This window comes from Pseudomonadales bacterium (genome assembly GCA_024234215.1).
Classification (GTDB): domain Bacteria; phylum Pseudomonadota; class Gammaproteobacteria; order Pseudomonadales; family UBA5862; genus JACKOQ01.
Window position 1 is genome coordinate 112,557 of sequence record JACKOQ010000006.1, and the last position, 16,542, is coordinate 129,098.

Below are 16,542 nucleotides of genomic sequence, written 5' to 3' on the forward strand. Positions count from 1 at the left end.
TGTCATGGTGTGAAGGCAGCCCGGGCATGGACCATCCTGTCGACGGCCCATGCCCGGACACTCGATTCACGCAGCCGTTCTACTGGCCGGCGCTGGCCGGCCGAAAGAGCGGTACAGTGAAATTCTCGGTCACCTGCTCGAAGCAGACCTCGAGCGGCATGTCGAGCCGCATCTGATCAACCGGTAGATCACGCAGGCCGCTGACCATGCGCACCCCCTCTTCCAGTTCGACCACGATGGCGGCGTAGGGCGCCTCGCCGGCAAAGCCGGGATGCAGCACCATGTGGCTGATGGTCCAGGAGAAGAGCTTGCCGCGGCCGCTCGACACCGCCCAATGCCAGTGGGGCGAGCCGCAGCCGGCGCATTGGTGGCGGGGCAGATGGCGCCAGCGGCCGCAGTCGTCGCAGCGCTGGAAGTGCAGGAAGCCGCTTTTGCACAGCTCCCAGAATTCACGGTTGAGCGGTTCGGTGGGGTTGGCCACCGGCTTGGGAATCTGATCGAATTTCATGGCTGTTTCACCTGCGCAGAATCGTGATGCTGCCGTCACCCAGATCGCCCCAGCCCGTCACCAGACCGATTTCGGCATCCTTGACCTGGGCGGCACCGCCATCGCCACGCAACTGGCGCACCGCCTCGACGACATGGTTGAGCCCCCAGACATGGGCCTGGCTCAGCAGGCCACCATGGGTGTTGAGTGGGTAGCGTCCACCCAGCTCGATCTGACCATCCTTGAGCCAGTCATGGGCACCACCCGGCGCGAAGTAACCCATGGCCTCGAGTTGCAGCAACACGACATAGGTGAAGCAGTCATACACCTGCAGAAAATCGACATCCTGCGGCTTGATGCCGGCCATCTCGAAGGCCTTGGGCGCAGCGAAGCTGAGGCCGATGCGGAAGAAATCGGGCCGCGACGGGATGTCATCGGCCGGATAGGGGTGACCCTCGGCCGCACCCATGATGTAGACCGGCCGATGGCGCATGTCTTTGGCCATGTCGGCACGGCTCACCACCACGGCACAGGCGCCATCGGTCTCGAGACAGCAGTCGAACAGCCTGAAGGGCTCCGAGATCCAGCGGGCAGAGAGATACTGCTCCATCGACAGCGCCTGTTCGCGCATGAACGCACGCGGGTTGAGCTGGGCATGCTTGCGACAGGCCAGCGCGATGTGGCCAGTCGCCTCGTCCGGTGTGTTGTGGAGCAGCTTGTGGCGGGTGGCGATCCAGGCGTACATCTGCACCGGTGCGGTGACGCCGTAAGGCAGATAGAAATCCTTCATCGTCTTCGCCAGCACGGTGATCTCGGCCGAGCGCCCCGGCGGGCGCCCCGGCTTCGGCCGCATCGCGGTGTAACCATTCCAGCCCAGCGGCACCAGCACATGCTTGGCCAGCCCGGCATGAATCGCAGCGGCGGCATGGCCCAGCGCCGCGTTGGGGCTGGCACCGCCCATGTTGATCGTCGAGGCATAGCGCAGGTCGGGCACGCCGAGGTTGGCGGCCAGCTCTTCGACGGTGGTGTAGGCCGGCGGCGCGATGATGCCATCGATCTGCTGCGGTTTGAGGCCGGCATCGGCAATCGCGGTGCGCGATGCATCGAGCATCATCTCGATTTCGCTGCGGTCGGAACCCTTGACGTAATCGGTCTCACCGATGCCGACGACGGCAGAGCGGTCGGTAAAGCTCATGCGAACTCCCTGTCGTTGTTATTGTGTCCGCTGCCCTGTGCGCGGTGGCCCGCAAGCCTGCCAGAGCAACGCAAATCCATCCGAAGTAAACACGCAAAGGGGAAAGCAAGTCAATACGGCCTCCCTCCCCCCGCAGCCGGCCGATGCGCGGCAAGCCGGGCGGAAACGGTCACTTTCGCGGCATGGGTCACGGCACGCGGGACGCTTGTCGGCAGTTCGACTGGCGGCTTGCGTGAAACCGTCTAGGCTTGACTACAGAGCATGAGCGCGATCCGTTCCCATCCAGATTCGCGGATCGAACTTGGCTCGAATCGCTCTGTCTCATGATCGTCGGTGTCGTCACAGGGCCATGGCCATTGCGCCATGGCCCTTTTTTATGTCTCACCCCTCCGCTCAGACCGTGGTGTAACCGCCATCGACCACCAGCTCGGCGCCATGCACGTAAGAAGATTCATCGCTGGCGAGGAACAGCACCGCCGCTGACACCTCCTGCGGCTCCGCCGGTCGACCCAGCAGAATGCCCTTGGAGATGTGGGCCGTCGCCTCGGGGTTGTCCAGTGCCGCCCTGGTCATGTTGGTGCGGATGACGCCGGGATGGACCGAGTTGACCCGGATGTTGAAGGGACGCAGATCGACCGCCGCCGCCTTGGTCATCAACCGCACCGCGCCCTTGCTGGCCTGATAGGCCGCTGAACCCGCTGCACCGATCAGGCCATAGATCGAGGAGATGTTGACGATCGAACCACCTCCAGCGAGCTGCATCCCCGGCAATACGCTCTTGCAGCCGAGAAAGACCCCGCGCACGTTGACCGAAAACAGCCGGTCCCACTCTTCGACCGTGGTCTCCTGCAGGCTCTTCGACAGCAGCACGCCAGCGTTGTTGACCAGGATGTCGATCTTGCCGAAGCGGTCGATGCCACTCTGCACCACCTGCGTCCACTGCGACTCCTGCGCCACATCGTGCTGCAGCGCCAGCGCCTCGCCGCCACGGCCGACGATGGCGGCGCAGGTCGCCTCGACCGCCGCCTGATCGATGTCGGTGGCGATGATTCGGGCCCCTTCACTGGCCATCAGCTCGGCATGGGCGCGCCCCATGCCGGCGCCGGCCCCGGTGATCAGGGCCACTTTCGTGCTCAATCGTCCCATTTTCAGGCTCCTTTCGTGTTGTGGTTTTTTCCGTCGATTCGATCAGGAGGTGGAGGCTTCGATCTCGCCACCAGCCTGGTCGCTCTGCCGTGAAAGTCGCGGCGGTCGCACTGCCAGGATCAAGCCGATCCCCAGCAGATTGATCGCGGCATAGCTCCAGAAGGCCAGCGCATAGTTGTGATGCAGGTCAAACGACCAGGCAGCCAGCAGCGGCACCGAGGCGGAGAGCAGGGTCGAGAAGACACCGCGGGTGGCGGCCAGCGAGGCATAACCCCGACTGCCGAACAGGTTGGCTAGAATCGCCGGCGTGGTCACCAGCGCCAGACCGTTGCCCAGGCCAAAGCAGCAGCCGAACAGGTAGGCGCCCCAGATGCTGCTGTTGAGGTTGAGGATGACGATGCCAAGACCGATCAGCCCCAGACCGACACCGAGCAGGCGGCGTGGATCGATGTAGTCACCCAGCAAGCCGGAGATCAGTCGGCCGCTGGTACTGAGAATGCCCACCAGACCGATCACCGAGGCGGCGGTGATGCGGTCGATGCCGACATCCTGAAGGTGAAACAGCCCCTGACTGTTCACCAGGGAGTTACCGGCCGCCGAGATCGCCGAACAGAAGATCACCATCCACAGCGCCGTGGTCAGCAGCGCCGGGCGCAGCGTCCACTCCTCTTCAGTGCGATAGACCCGTCCCGCGGCCGGCGTCGGCAGCAGCCGCCTCCTGCCAGTCGATGGCTGCTCGGCCGAAACACCGCCATCGACCTGCTGCCCCAGATCCTCGGGCCGCTCCCGCACCAACCAGCCACTGACCACGGCGCAGAGCAGACTCGACAGTGCCATCAGCAGCCAGATCAGCCGCCAGTTGCCGGTGGTCTCGATCACGAAAGCGAAGCAGGGCACCACCACTGCCCGGGCGATGCCACCCGAGGCCATGAAGATGCCGATTGCCAGCGAGCGGCGCTGTTTGAACCAGACCGACACCAGGTAGTTGCCAGGAATGATCGACTGCAACGCGATGCCGAGCCCGAGCAGCGGCGCAACCACCAGGTAGTACTGCCAGCGCGAATCGGTGAAGTACATGTTGAGCGCGCCGACCGCCGCCACCAGCCCGCCGACGCACATCGCCCGGCGCACGCCGAAGCGGTTCATCGCATAGGCCACCAGCGGACCTGCCAACCCCATCGACAGGGTGGTGATGGAGAAACCGGTGCTGGCCTCGGCCCGGCTCCAGCCGAAGGTGGTGATGAACTCCGGCAGAGTGATCGACAGCCCGTAGTAGAGGGTGCCGATCGACAGAAAGTAGATGACGCTGAGCGCGGCGAGCAGTCTCCATCCATAGAAGGGTTCAGGCTTCATTCGACAGCTTCCTGATTATTGTTTTTTTCGATCTTAACAAAATTGACCCGCGGCGACAGAGCTGCCCTCCCCACGGCTGGATTTGACCGGACAAAGTCGCTAGCCTAGCCGGCTTTGAATTTTACCCCCACAGGACGACACCGGCGCCATGCTGACGCTTCATCCCGATGCCCCCGACTGGTTCCGCCGCGTGCTGGCAATCACACCACAGAGCCGCTTCGTCGAAGTCGAGGGTTGTCCGATTCACTACCTGCTGTGGGGCGATGAGGGCGACAAGCCCGGTCTGCTGTTCGTGCATGGCAATGGCGCGCACGCCCACTGGTGGGATTTCATTGCCCCTTTCTTCATCGACCAGTTCCGGGTCGCGGCGATGGATCTGAGCGGCATGGGCGACAGCGGCCACCGGGCGGCCTACGACGGCGACTGCTACGCCAGCGAGCTGATGAGCGTGATCGACGATGCCGGCTTCGGCGATGGTGCCATCATCGTCGGCCACAGCATGGGCGGCTTCATCACACTGCGTACCGGCGCGCTCCATGGCGACCGGCTCACCGGCATCGTGCTGGCCGATGCACCGATTCGCCCGCCCGACTACGAGTGGCACAGCAGCGCGCCGATCCGGCGCCGCAAGCTCTATCCGGACTTCGAGAGCGCAGTGGCGCGCTTCCGGCTGCTGCCACCCCAACCCTGCGCCAATGATTACATTCTCGACTACATCGCCCGCCATTCGCTGGTGGCGGTGGAGGGGGGCTGGATGTGGAAGTTCGACGAGCACTTCCGTTCGCCTTTCCTGTACGAAAAGCGGCGCGATGACTTCAAGAATCTGCGCTGCCGCTGCGGCGTCATCAATGCCGATCAGAGCAGCGTGGTGACCCCCGAGGTGGGCTCCTACATGTTCCGGATGCTCGACGAGAGCGTGCCCTTCGTCACCGTTCCCGAGACCCATCACCACCTGTTTCTGGATCAGCCGCTCGCCTTCGTCGCCGCGCTGCGCACGATGCTGGCCGAGTGGCGCCACTCCAACCCGCACCGCGGACGGTAGTGGGGTAACCTGTCGCGAAGCGGGTCTGAGTCAGGGGTCGAGGCTGCCGAAACCCTTGCCGGCACTGGCCAGCTCACGCAGCAGTTCAGCCGGCTGCCAGAATTCGCCCAGCGTCGCCTCGAACTGGCAGATCTGCCGGTAGACGCGGTCGAGCCCCAACTGGTCGGCATGGTGCATCGGCCCGCCCCGGTAGGCCGGAAAGCCATAACCGTTGACATAGACCACGTCGATGTCGCCGGGCCGCAGCGCCATCCCCTCCTGCAGAATCTTCGCTCCTTCGTTGATCAGCGGGAAGATGCAGCGATCGAGCACCTCTTCATCGCTGAACTCGCGTCGCGCGATGCCGCACTCGCGGGCGGCATCGGCCAGCAGTTGATCGACCAGCGGATCGTAGGTCGGCACCCGGCCGCCGGGCTGGTAGAGATAGAAGCCCGCACTGCGCTTCTGACCGAAACGCTCCAGTTCGCAAAGCCGGTCATGCACCCGCTCGGTCGGCTTGGTCGGCCGGCCACTCGCCTTGCGGGCACGCCAGCCGACATCGAGGCCGGTCAGGTCCATCATCGTGAACGGCCCCATCGGCAGGCCGAACTCGCGAATCACCCGGTCGACCTGCGCGTAGCTGGCCCCTTCGAGCGCCACCTGGTTGGCCTGAAAGATGTAGCCATGAATCATGCGGTTGCCGATGAAGCCGGGGCAATTGCCGGCCAATACCCCCACCTTGCGCATCCGCTGCGCCAGTGCCATCGAACTGGCGATGGCACTGGCCGAGGTGGCGGCACCGCGCACGATCTCCAGCAGCCGCATCACGTTGGCCGGGCTGAAAAAGTGCAGTCCGATCACATTCGCCGGCCGTCGGGTGGCGCTGGCGATCTGGTCGATGTCGAGCCCGGATGTGTTGGTGGCCAGCAGCGCGCCCGGCTTGACTGCCTGATCGAGCTGAGCGAAGACCTGCTGCTTGAGTGCCATGTCCTCAAAGACCGCCTCGATGACGATGTCGACCTCGGCAATCGCACCATAGTCGGTGGTGCCGCCGATCAGCCCCATGCGCCGCTCCAGTTCACCCTGCGTCAGGCTGCCGCGCTGCACGGCAATCTCGTAGTTGCGGCGGATCACGCCCAGACCACGGTCGAGCATCTCCTGGTTGACGTCGAGCAGCGTCACCGGAATGTCGGCATTGGCGAAGTTCATCGCGATGCCGCCGCCCATGGTGCCGGAGCCGATCACCGCTGCCCTGTGCATCGGCATCAGGCTGGTGTCGGCCGGCACATCGGGCACATGGGTGACGAAGCGCTCGGCACGCGACAGGTGCGCCAGTGCCGCGCGCTGTGGATGGTCGCGGCATTGCAGATAGAGCGCCCGCTCACGCGCAAATCCCTGCGCCGAATCCTCGACCGCTGCCCTGACCGCCTGGAGGATCGCCTGCGGGGCAAACTGGCCACGCCGCGAACGCGCCACCTGCGCGCTGGCCCGCTCGAAAATCGTGGCCAGCTCCTGTGGATTCGGCTGCGCGGCCGCCACGCTGCCCGACCCTGCCGCCAGCAGTTGCCGCACCAGCGCCACTGCGCTCGCCTCGCCCCCGGTCGCATCGATGGCATCGATGAGACCACACGCCTTGGCCCCCTCGGCATTGAGCGGCTTGCCGCCCAGCAGCAGATCGAGCGCCAGTTCGGCACCGATGCGCCGCGTCAGCCGCTGGCTGCCGCCATGGCCCGGCATCAACCCCTGTTGCAGTGCGCCCATGCCGATGCGGGCGGCCGGGGTGACGATCCGATGGCGACAGGCCAGCGCCAGCTCCAGCCCGACATCGAGCAGATGGCGCTGCGGCAGTGCGATGACCGGCATCGCCGCCTGATCCAGGGCCGCCAGCAGTGCATCCAGCGCCTCGAGCCATTGCGGCTGGCAGGCCAGCTCCGGGCTGAGGGTGAAGAGGAGGTTCTGGTCGAACAGCAGCAGCGCCTCGGGAGGGCTGGCTGCTGCCTGCACAATCAACTCGGTCAACTGATGCAGCAGCGCCGGCTCCGGAACAGTGGCTGGAATCTGGCAGCAGAGCAGACCGTCGAGGGTCCGGGTGGTGAGCGATGACATGGAGGAGTCCTTATTTTGTAATTGGCGTGACAACCGCAGCGATGATACCCGGCCTTGCCGGGGGGTCCAGCACGAAATCGGACATCCGCCTGCCGCGCTTCGCTATAATGGGCCACCCGAAAGATGCTGTGCGAATCCAGTCGAATTCGTCAACGACACTTGGGCGTTCTTGTGACAGAGCCTTTAACGATAAAACCAGCAGGAGTCAGACCATGGGTGTTCTCAGTGGAAAAGTGGCGGTCGTAACCGGCGCCGGCAACGGCATTGGCAAATCGATGGCGAAATATTTCGCCAAAGAGGGGGCCAAGGTGGTGGTCAACGATCTGGGCGGCAGCCGTGACGGCACCGGCACCAGCCGGGTGGCCGACCAGGTGGTCGACGAGATCAAGGCCGAAGGCGGCATTGCCGTCGCCAACTACGATTCGGTGGCCACCATGCAGGGCGGCCTCAACATCTTCCAGACCGCCATCGACAACTTCGGCCAGATGGACATTCTGGTCAACAACGCCGGCATTCTGCGCGACAAGACCATCTTCAAGATGACCGAAGAGGAGTGGGATCTGGTGATCGCCGTGCATCTGAAAGGCACCTTCACCACCTCGCAGCCGTTTGCCCGCTACATTCGCGAAACCAACCGCGAAAACTGCCGCATCGTCAACTTCAGCTCGATTTCCGGGCTGATGGGCAACTTCGGCCAGTGCAACTACTCGGCCGCCAAGGCCGGCATCGCCGGCTTCACCCGCACGCTGGCGCAGGAGCTGGCCAAATACAAGTGCACCGTCAACGCCTTCTCGCCGGTGGCCACCACCCGCATGACCGCTGACCTGGTCGCCGCGCGCGAGGGCAAGAAAGAAGATGAGATCGCCCTCGACGATCCACTGAGCAGCGGCGACGCCATTGCGCCGATCGTCTGCTGGCTGGTCTCCGACAAGGGGGCCGGCATCACCTCCCAGGTGATCCATGGTGGACGCGGCGCTGCGGGCGTGATCACCCAGAATGCGATGTTCCGCCTCTACGAGACCGACCACGTCTGGACGCAGCCGGAGCTCGATCGCATCTTCCCGGCGATCTTCGAGGAGAAGCGGGCACACGACGCCGCACTGGCCGCCGCCGCCCAACCGAAGAAGGTGTAAGCGGATCGGACACCCATCGGGGGCGGCAACGCCCCCGATTCATTTGCAGCGCGGTTTGAACTGATCCGGTCCGAACGTGTAGCATCCCGGCAACACTCGCCCGGGATAGCCCCAGCATGAACTACTGCAGCCAGTGCGCCGCCCCGCTGACCAGGGTGATTCCCGACGGCGACGACCGCCTGCGCCATGTCTGCACCGCCTGCCGGCATGTGCACTACCAGAACCCCCGCGTCGTCACCGGCACCCTGCCGGTCCATGGCGAACGGGTGCTGCTGTGCAAGAGAGCCATCGCCCCCCGTCTGGGTTTCTGGACGCTGCCGGCCGGTTTTCTCGAGAACGGCGAGTCGACCGATGAGGGTGCCGTGCGCGAAACCTGGGAGGAGGCGCTGGCGCGGGTCGAGATCAATGGCCTCTACACGCTGTTCAACCTGCCGCAGATCGCCCAGGTGCACCTGTTCTTTCGCGCCCGCCTGCTCAACCTCGACTTTGCCGCCGGCGTCGAGAGCAGCGAGGTGCGGCTCTTCAGCGAGGCGGAGATTCCGTGGCAACAGCTTGCTTTTCCGGTGGTGAGCAGCACGCTGCGTCACTACTTCGCCGACCGCCTGCAGGGCAGCTATCCACTGCGCATCGAGGATCTGCGCTGGGAGCGCGACCCGACGCGCCAGCCGACCGCCGCGCATGAGGCCACCGCCCAGAGTCCGAAAGCCCGTTCAGAATAACAACCCCCAAGGAGACGACGCCCATGGCCAATCAGGAAATCGAAACCATCAAGACGATGATGTTTTCAGGACGCGACCCCAACGCACCCACCCCCAGTGTGGCAGAGATGCGCCAGCGCTACGAAGGGCTCGGCGGCGCCTTTCCGGTCGGCGCCGATGTCACCATCCGCACCACTGCGCTGAATGGCGTGCCCGCCGAGGAGATCACCGCCGAGGGCGCCGACACCCGTCAGGCACTGCTCTACTTCCACGGTGGCGGCTACGCGCTGGGCGGCTTCGTCACCCACCGCACGCTGGTCTCCGATCTGTCACGGGCGAGCCGGCGCCGCGCCTATCTGATCGACTACCGGCTGGCACCAGAGAACAGCTTTCCGGCGCCGGTCGAGGATGCCGTGGCCGCCTACCGCGCCCTGCTCGACCTCGGCTACAGCAGCCAGCAGATCGTACTGGGCGGCGACTCGGCCGGTGGCGGCCTGACGCTGGCCACCATGCTGGCGCTCAAGCAGCAGGGACTGCCGCTGCCGGCCGGCGGACTCTGCATCTCGCCGTGGGCCGATCTGGAGATGACCGGCAGCAGCCACCAGAGCAAGGCTGATGAAGACCCGATGGTGCGCAAGCCCGACCTGCTGAACTGGACCCAGATCTACCTGAAGGGCGCCGATCCGAAGAACCCGCTGGCCTCGCCGATCCATGGCGACTTCAGTGGATTGCCACCGCTGCTGATCCAGGTCGGAACCGCCGAAACCCTGCTCGATGACGCGCGCATGGTGGCCGATCGCGCCAAAAAGGCCGGGGTCACCGTGCAGTTGCAGGAGTGGCAGGACATGATCCATGTCTGGCACCACTTTGCCGCGGTCGTCGGCGATGCCAGAAAGGCCATCGACGAGGCGGGACGGTTCTTCCAGAGCCTCACCGCCTGAATCGGGCACTGCACCCCTGCCCGCTCACCCGGCGGGCAGCGGGTCGCATGACCCAGGAACGGGAACAGAAATGACCGCCACGCCGATCCAGCTGATTGCCGCCGCGCTCTTTGCGGTGGCCATCCTCCACACCTTCTCGACCAAGCTCTTCGAACATCTGGCCCACACCCGCCCCGCCCATGCCGGCCTGTGGCACCTGCTGGGCGAGGTCGAGGTGGTCTTCGGCTTCTGGGCACTGATTCTGGCGGCGGTGCTGTTCATCGATGACGGCACGGCGGCCATCCATTACATCGATTCACGCAACTTCACCGAACCGATGTTCGTGTTCGCCATCATGGTGATCGCCGGCAGCCGACCGATCCTGCAGGGGGTCATGGGAGTCGTGCGCTGCCTCATCGGTCTGTTGCCGCTGCCGGGCAGCCTCGGCAGCTACATCGTCGTGGTCGGGCTGATTCCGCTGCTGGGCTCCTTCATCACCGAGCCGGCCGCCATGACACTGGCGGCACTGATTCTGGCCGATCAGCTCTTCAGTCGCGGCCTGTCGACACGGCTGAAATATGCAACGCTGGGGGTGCTGTTCGTCAACATCTCGATCGGCGGCACCCTCACGTCTTATGCCGCACCACCGGTGCTGATGGTGGCGGGCCACTGGGGCTGGGACAGCCGCTTCATGCTGGCGACCTTCGGCTGGAAGGCGGCGCTTGCCGTGGCCGTCAACACGCTGGGCAGCGCCCTGCTGTTCCGCCGGGAGCTGGCGAGAGTGCCGACAACCGAAAGCCGCCGGGGCACCGTGGCAGTGCCTTGGCCGCTGCTGCTGGCACACCTGGCCTTTCTCGCCGGTGTCGTGCTGTTCGCCCACCATCCGGCCATCTTCATGGGGCTGTTTCTGCTCTTTCTCGGCGTCGCCACCGCCTACCCGCAGCACCAGGATCGCCTGATCCTGCGCGAAGGGCTGCTGGTCGCCTTCTTTCTGGCAGGCTTGGTGGTGCTGGGTGGCCAGCAGCAGTGGTGGCTGCAACCGCTGCTGCTGGGGATGAGCAGCGACAGCGTCTTTGTCGGCGCCACGGCACTGACCGCCATCACCGACAATGCCGCCCTGACCTACCTCGGCTCACTGGTCGACGGGCTGTCGGAAGAGTTCAAATATGCACTGGTCGCCGGCGCCGTGACCGGTGGTGGTCTGACCGTCATCGCCAATGCGCCCAACCCGGCCGGCATGGCGATCCTGCGCGGCCATTTCGAGGATGGCGCGGTGCATCCGCTCGGACTGCTGCTGGCGGCACTGCTGCCGACGCTGGTCGCCGCAGCGGCCTTCAAGTTCCTGTAGACAAACATCGACAAAACCAGCGGAGGTTGCCATGACATCGCTCTTTGACCTGACCGGCAAGGTGGCACTGATCACCGGATCGAGCCGTGGCATCGGCAAGGCGATTGCCGTGGCGATGGCGGAGCAGGGCGCACGGGTGGTGATCTCCAGCCGCAAGGCCGAGGCCTGCCAGCAGGTGGCGCAGCAGATCAATCAGACCCATCAAGCCCCCGACCGGGCCATTGCCCTGCCCTGCAACATCGCCGACAAGCGGCAGTTGCAGCAGTTGGTCGATGAGACCCGACGGCAGTTAGGCCAGATCGACATCCTGGTCTGCAATGCTGCCGTCAACCCCTACTTCGGCCCCTCTGCCACCATCCCGGACGACGCCTTCGACAAGGTGCTGCACAGCAACGTCAAGTCGAACCACTGGCTGTGCCAGATGGTGGCGCCGGAAATGGTCGAACGGCGCGACGGGGTGATCATCGTCGTCTCGTCGGTGGGCGGACTGCATGGCTCGGCAGTGCTCGGCACCTATGCGCTCTCCAAGGCCGCCGACATGCAGCTGGTGCGCAACCTGGCGGTCGAATATGGCGCCCACAACCTGCGCGCCAACACCATCGCGCCCGGTCTGATTCGAACCGACTTCTCCCGCGCTCTGTGGGAGAACCCCGAGGTGCTGAAGCGATCGACCGAACAGACGCCGCTGCGGCGCATCGGTGAACCCGAAGAGATCGCCGGCGCCGCGGTCTTTCTCGCCTCGGCCGCCGGTCGCTTCATGACCGGTCAGACCCTCGTCATCGATGGCGGTGGCAGCATCGCCTGAACAGGCTATATTTTCACCATCCGCTCGGCGTGATATAACAACAATAAAAACAGGGATAAAGGAATGGTTCCTCCGGTGGACTCTTCGCCCAGCAGCGAACCGCTGAATCTGTTGCTGGTGGGCAGGGAGCTCGACGACCTGGCCCGCATCCGCGAGGTGCTGGCCGAGACCGGCATTGCCAGCCGGCTGGAGATCACCACCGACAGCCAGCGGGCACTGGAGTGGCTCTGCACCACCCGCCAAGGTGTCTGCCTGCTGAACAGCCGGCTGCAAGGGATGCGCGGCATCGACCTGCTGCAGGCCGCGCGCGAGGCCGGCTGCCACCTGCCGATCATCATGCTGACCTGCAGCAGCGATGTCGAAGATGAACAGGCCGCCCGCCAGGCGGGCGCCTTCGACTGCCTGAACAAGAACACACTGCTTCCCGCCCTGCTCGGTTGCAGCCTGCGTCATGCCGTCAATGAAGCCGATCGCATCCGCCAACTCAAACAACAACAGCAGACCGTGCGGCAGCTTTACCAGCAACTGGAGCTGGTCAGGGGCGTGCTGGACCAGCATGCCATCGTCAGCGAGGCCGACCGCGCCGGCAACATCATCGCGGTCAACGATCTGTTCTGCACCATCAGCGGCTACAGCCGCGAGGAGCTGCTGGGGCAGAACCACCGCCTGCTCAAGTCAGGGGGACATCCCGCTGAACTCTATCAGCAGCTCTGGTCGACGATCAGCCGCGGCCAGAGCTGGCATGGCGAGATCTGCAACCGGCGCAAGGATGGCGAACTCTACTGGGTGCAGGCCACCATCGTCCCCATTGCCGACGAGCATGGCCGGCCCCAGCGCTACATCTCGATTCGCACCGACATCACCGCACAGAAGCGTGACGAACTGGCACTGCGTCTGCTGGGCCATGCGGTGCGTGCCAGCGCCTCCGGCATCGCCATCATGGACGCCAGTCAGGCCAATCCGCGAATTCGCTACGTCAACCCGGCCCTGAATCGCATGACCGGTTACAGCCCCGATGAGCTGGTGGCCGGCGGCAGCGCCCTGCTGTTCGGGCCACAGACCGATCGGGAGAAGAGAGCCCAGGCGCTGCAGCAACTGCGCGCCGGCCAGTCAGTCCGGCAGTTGCTGCTTTGCCTCTACCGAAAGAACGGTACGCCCTTCTGGTGTGATTTCTCTGCTTCCTGGGCTCTCGATGAGCAGGGCGATAAAACGTCCCTTTACGTCGTCGTGCTCAACGATGTGACCGAGCAGAAGATGGCCGAGGATGCGCTGCGTGAAAGCGAAGAGCGGCTGCGCCGCAGCCAGAACTACGCCAACATCGGCACCTGGGACTTGAACATTCAAACCGGAGAACTGCTGTGGTCCGAACAGATCGCACCGATGTTCGGTTACCAGGGGGTGGTCGAGACCAGCTATGAGAACTTCATCAGTGCCGTCCATCCCGAGGATCGGCAAAGCGTCATCGATGCGATCAGCGGCTGCATCGAGCGGGGCGAGAAGTATCGGATCCAGCACCGTGTGCAGTGGCCCGATGGCACCCTTCGCTGGCTGCTGGAGCAGGGCGATGTCACCCGGCTGGCCGATGGCACACCGACCCACATGCTCGGCGTGGTGCAGGATGTCACGGTCCACAAGGAGGTCTCGGAGCAGTTGCGCATCAACCAGGCCCGCCTGACCAATGCCCAGCGCATCGCCCATCTCGGCAACTGGGATCTCGATCTGGCCAGCAACCGCCTGCACTGCTCCGAGCAGATCTATGCCATCCTTGACATTGATCCTGCCGTGCAGATCGATCTGGATCGCTTCTATGCCAGTGTGCACCCCGACGACCTCGCCCAGATCAAGACATTCAGAACCCAGGTGCTGCACGATGGCAAGACCGAACAGAGCTACCGCATCCTGCGCCCCGATGGCGAGGTTCGCCACCTGCGCGCGATCACCGAGGCCAGCTTCGCGGCCGATGGCCGGCCGCTGACACTGAGCGGCACGACGCAGGACATCACCGAACAGGTGCTGCGCGAGACGGCGCTGCGCCAGGCCAAGCAGGAGGCCGAGCAGGCCAACCAGGCCAAGTCGGAGTTTCTCTCCAGCATGAGCCATGAGCTGCGCACGCCGATGAACGCGATTCTGGGCTTTGCCCAGCTTTTGCAACTGCGGCGCGAACTGACCACTGAACAGCAGCAGGATGTCGCCGAAATCCTCAAGGCCGGCCGCCACCTGCTGGAGCTGATCAACGAGGTGCTCGACCTCTCCAGGATCGAGGCCGGAGCACTGTCGCTGTCGCTGGAGCCGGTGCTCTGCTGTGAGGCGATCGATGAGTCACTCGCACTGCTGCAGCCGATGGCCGAACACCATGGCATCCTGCTGCGCGAGGATCCGCGCAAGGTCTGTTTCGTCTGGTTCCAGGCCGACCGCACCCGCCTGAAGCAGGTGCTGGTCAACCTGATCTCCAATGCGATCAAGTACAACCGCCCGCATGGCAGCGTCACGCTGCGCATGGTCAGTGGCTCGCCCGGCTTTGCCCGCATCGAGGTGAGCGACACCGGCTACGGCATCGATGAGGCGCTTCTGCCACTGCTGTTCCAGCCGTTCCAGCGGCTCGATGCCGCCACCCGGGGCATCGAAGGCACTGGCATCGGCCTGGCGATCTGCAAGCGGCTGGTCGAATCGATGGGCGGCACACTCGGCGTGGAGAGCAGCCCCGACATCGGCAGCACCTTCTGGCTGGAGCTGCCACGGATCGAACCAGCAACGCCCGCGGCAGCGCATCTGACCGAAATGGCCTCCCCCGCACTGCCAGCCAGCATGGCCGCCGCCACGCTGCTCTATGTCGAAGACAACCCGGCCAACCTGCGGCTGGTCGAGCAGATCGTCGCCACCCGACCCCACTGGCGGCTGCTCAGCGCCAGCACCCCGGAGATCGGACTGGAATTAGTCGAAGTTCATGCCAATACTCTGGATGTGATTCTGCTCGACATCGACCTGCCCGGCATGAACGGTTACCAGATGCTGAAACGGCTCCAGGACGAACCCCGCACCGCAGCCATTCCGGTGCTGGCACTGAGCGCCAACGCGATGCCGAATGACATTCGCCGCGGCCTGACCGCCGGCTTTCTGGACTATCTGGTCAAACCGATCGAAGTGCCGGAGTTCCTGCGGATTCTCGATGGGTTGCTCGAGCAGCGCAAAACACAATCCAGGACGTGAATTCCGATGCCACCGTTGACCGATACCGAGATCAAGAACGCCGCCATCGCCATCGTCGATGACGAGCCGGCCAATGTGCTGCTGGTCGAAAGGACGCTCAGCGGTGCCGGCTACCGCACTCTGCACTCGACCACCGATTCACGGCAGGCGCTGGAGTTGATCAGACAGCACCACCCCGCGCTGCTGCTGCTCGACCTCAACATGCCCCATCTGAATGGGCTGCAACTGATGGCGCAGATGGCGGCAACCCTCTCCGACCCGCCGACCGTGGTGGTGCTGACGGCGCAGACCGCGCTGGAGCATCGGCTCAACGTGCTGCAACAGGGTGCCCGCGACTTCATTTCCAAGCCGTTCGAGATTCCTGAGCTGCTGGCACGGGTGCATAACTCGCTGGAGACCCATCTGCTGCAAGCGCGTCTGCGCAACGACAACATCCTGCTGGAGCAGCGGGTCGCCGAGCGCACCCAGGAGCTGCATGACAGCCGCCTGGAGATCATCCGCCGGCTGGGGCGCGCCGCCGAGTTCCGCGACAACGAGACCGGCCTGCACATCATCCGCATGAGCAAATACTCCGAACTGCTGGGGCGCTGTGCCGGCATGAGCGACGGCGAGGCCGAACTGCTGCTGCAGGCGAGCCCGATGCACGACATCGGCAAGATCGGCATTCCCGACCAGATTCTGCTCAAACCGGGCAAGCTGAACGCCGAGGAGTGGGAGACCATGAAACAGCACGCCCAGATCGGCGCCGACCTGCTCGATGGCAGCAGTGCGCCACTGCTGGTGGTGGCACGCGAGATTGCCCTGACCCACCATGAAAAGTGGGATGGCAGCGGCTACCCCCATGCGCTGCGCGGCGAGTCGATCCCGCTGGTGGGGCGCATCGTCGCGGTGGCCGATGTGTTCGACGCGCTGACCAGCGAGCGCCCCTACAAGGCGGCCTGGCCGATCCCCAAGGCGATCGAACTGCTGCAGGCCGAGCGCGACCGCCACTTCGATCGCCGGCTGGTCGATCTGTTCATTGCCAACCTCGATGCCGTGCTGGCGATCCGCGAACGCCACGCCGAACCGCACTCCGGCTCTGAAGCCACGCATTGAGCGCCAGTGCCGGAGCCCATCCCGGCGC

General features: G+C 64.7%; 13 protein-coding genes. 8 read left to right on the plus strand and 5 right to left on the minus strand.

Annotated elements, in window-relative coordinates; genetic code table 11:
- Nucleotides 1-79: 79 nt before the first annotated feature.
- The 4 genes from H7A13_11205 to H7A13_11220 form a co-directional block, all read right to left on the minus strand.
- Nucleotides 80-508, minus strand: coding sequence for an OB-fold domain-containing protein (locus tag H7A13_11205; GenBank protein MCP5333903.1), 429 nt, complete (start codon nt 506-508; stop codon nt 80-82).
- Nucleotides 509-515: 7 nt separating this feature from the next.
- Nucleotides 516-1,682, minus strand: a complete 1,167-nt coding sequence (locus H7A13_11210; GenBank protein ID MCP5333904.1) for a transporter — start codon at nt 1,680-1,682, stop codon at nt 516-518.
- Between the two features lie 393 nt (nt 1,683-2,075).
- The gene (locus H7A13_11215) at nt 2,076-2,828 is read right to left on the minus strand and encodes a glucose 1-dehydrogenase (protein MCP5333905.1); all 753 of its coding nucleotides are present in this window, start codon (nt 2,826-2,828) and stop codon (nt 2,076-2,078) included.
- A gap of 42 nt (nt 2,829-2,870) precedes the next feature.
- The gene (locus tag H7A13_11220) at nt 2,871-4,181 is read right to left on the minus strand and encodes an MFS transporter (GenBank protein ID MCP5333906.1); all 1,311 of its coding nucleotides are present in this window, start codon (nt 4,179-4,181) and stop codon (nt 2,871-2,873) included.
- Nucleotides 4,182-4,329: 148 nt separating this feature from the next.
- Here H7A13_11220 and H7A13_11225 point away from each other — a divergent pair, with 148 nt between their 5' ends.
- A complete protein-coding gene (locus H7A13_11225) occupies nt 4,330-5,223 on the plus strand; it encodes an alpha/beta hydrolase (GenBank protein MCP5333907.1) in 894 nt (297 codons plus the stop codon).
- A 30-nt stretch (nt 5,224-5,253) separates the two neighbouring features.
- Here the strand turns inward: H7A13_11225 and H7A13_11230 are convergent, their stop codons facing one another.
- The gene (locus H7A13_11230; GenBank protein ID MCP5333908.1) at nt 5,254-7,308 is read right to left on the minus strand and encodes an enoyl-CoA hydratase/isomerase family protein; all 2,055 of its coding nucleotides are present in this window, start codon (nt 7,306-7,308) and stop codon (nt 5,254-5,256) included.
- Between the two features lie 212 nt (nt 7,309-7,520).
- Between H7A13_11230 and H7A13_11235 the strand changes: the two genes are divergently transcribed.
- The 7 genes from H7A13_11235 to H7A13_11265 all read left to right on the plus strand — a co-directional run bounded on the left by H7A13_11235 (nt 7,521) and on the right by H7A13_11265 (nt 16,514).
- Nucleotides 7,521-8,441, plus strand: a complete 921-nt coding sequence (locus tag H7A13_11235) for an SDR family NAD(P)-dependent oxidoreductase (GenBank protein MCP5333909.1) — start codon at nt 7,521-7,523, stop codon at nt 8,439-8,441.
- A 116-nt stretch (nt 8,442-8,557) separates the two neighbouring features.
- Nucleotides 8,558-9,160: an NUDIX hydrolase gene (locus tag H7A13_11240; GenBank protein MCP5333910.1), complete on the plus strand. Its 603-nt coding sequence runs from the start codon at nt 8,558-8,560 to the stop codon at nt 9,158-9,160.
- Between the two features lie 23 nt (nt 9,161-9,183).
- Nucleotides 9,184-10,080 (plus strand): alpha/beta hydrolase, encoded by an 897-nt coding sequence (locus H7A13_11245; protein MCP5333911.1) that lies wholly within the window; start codon nt 9,184-9,186, stop codon nt 10,078-10,080.
- 70 nt (nt 10,081-10,150) lie between these two features.
- Entirely contained in the window at nt 10,151-11,407 is a 1,257-nt protein-coding gene (locus H7A13_11250; protein MCP5333912.1) for a putative Na+/H+ antiporter, read from the plus strand.
- A 31-nt stretch (nt 11,408-11,438) separates the two neighbouring features.
- Nucleotides 11,439-12,212 (plus strand): glucose 1-dehydrogenase, encoded by a 774-nt coding sequence (locus H7A13_11255; protein ID MCP5333913.1) that lies wholly within the window; start codon nt 11,439-11,441, stop codon nt 12,210-12,212.
- A gap of 75 nt (nt 12,213-12,287) precedes the next feature.
- Complete coding sequence (locus tag H7A13_11260; GenBank protein ID MCP5333914.1) at nt 12,288-15,419, plus strand: PAS domain-containing protein; 3,132 nt, start codon at nt 12,288-12,290, stop codon at nt 15,417-15,419.
- Nucleotides 15,420-15,425: 6 nt separating this feature from the next.
- Nucleotides 15,426-16,514 (plus strand): response regulator, encoded by a 1,089-nt coding sequence (locus H7A13_11265; protein MCP5333915.1) that lies wholly within the window; start codon nt 15,426-15,428, stop codon nt 16,512-16,514.
- The last annotated feature ends 28 nt before the right edge of the window (nt 16,515-16,542 follow it).

Coding starts and splice junctions, on each gene's coding strand:
- H7A13_11225 (MCP5333907.1), top strand. CDS start 4,330: ATGCTGACGCTTCATCCCGATGCCCCCGACTGGTTCCGCCGCGTGCTG.
- H7A13_11215 (MCP5333905.1), bottom strand. CDS start 2,828: ATGGGACGATTGAGCACGAAAGTGGCCCTGATCACCGGGGCCGGCGCC.
- H7A13_11210 (MCP5333904.1), bottom strand. CDS start 1,682: ATGAGCTTTACCGACCGCTCTGCCGTCGTCGGCATCGGTGAGACCGAT.
- H7A13_11230 (MCP5333908.1), bottom strand. CDS start 7,308: ATGTCATCGCTCACCACCCGGACCCTCGACGGTCTGCTCTGCTGCCAG.
- H7A13_11250 (MCP5333912.1), top strand. CDS start 10,151: ATGACCGCCACGCCGATCCAGCTGATTGCCGCCGCGCTCTTTGCGGTG.
- H7A13_11235 (MCP5333909.1), top strand. CDS start 7,521: ATGGGTGTTCTCAGTGGAAAAGTGGCGGTCGTAACCGGCGCCGGCAAC.
- H7A13_11265 (MCP5333915.1), top strand. CDS start 15,426: ATGCCACCGTTGACCGATACCGAGATCAAGAACGCCGCCATCGCCATC.
- H7A13_11205 (MCP5333903.1), bottom strand. CDS start 508: ATGAAATTCGATCAGATTCCCAAGCCGGTGGCCAACCCCACCGAACCG.
- H7A13_11240 (MCP5333910.1), top strand. CDS start 8,558: ATGAACTACTGCAGCCAGTGCGCCGCCCCGCTGACCAGGGTGATTCCC.
- H7A13_11220 (MCP5333906.1), bottom strand. CDS start 4,181: ATGAAGCCTGAACCCTTCTATGGATGGAGACTGCTCGCCGCGCTCAGC.
- H7A13_11245 (MCP5333911.1), top strand. CDS start 9,184: ATGGCCAATCAGGAAATCGAAACCATCAAGACGATGATGTTTTCAGGA.
- H7A13_11255 (MCP5333913.1), top strand. CDS start 11,439: ATGACATCGCTCTTTGACCTGACCGGCAAGGTGGCACTGATCACCGGA.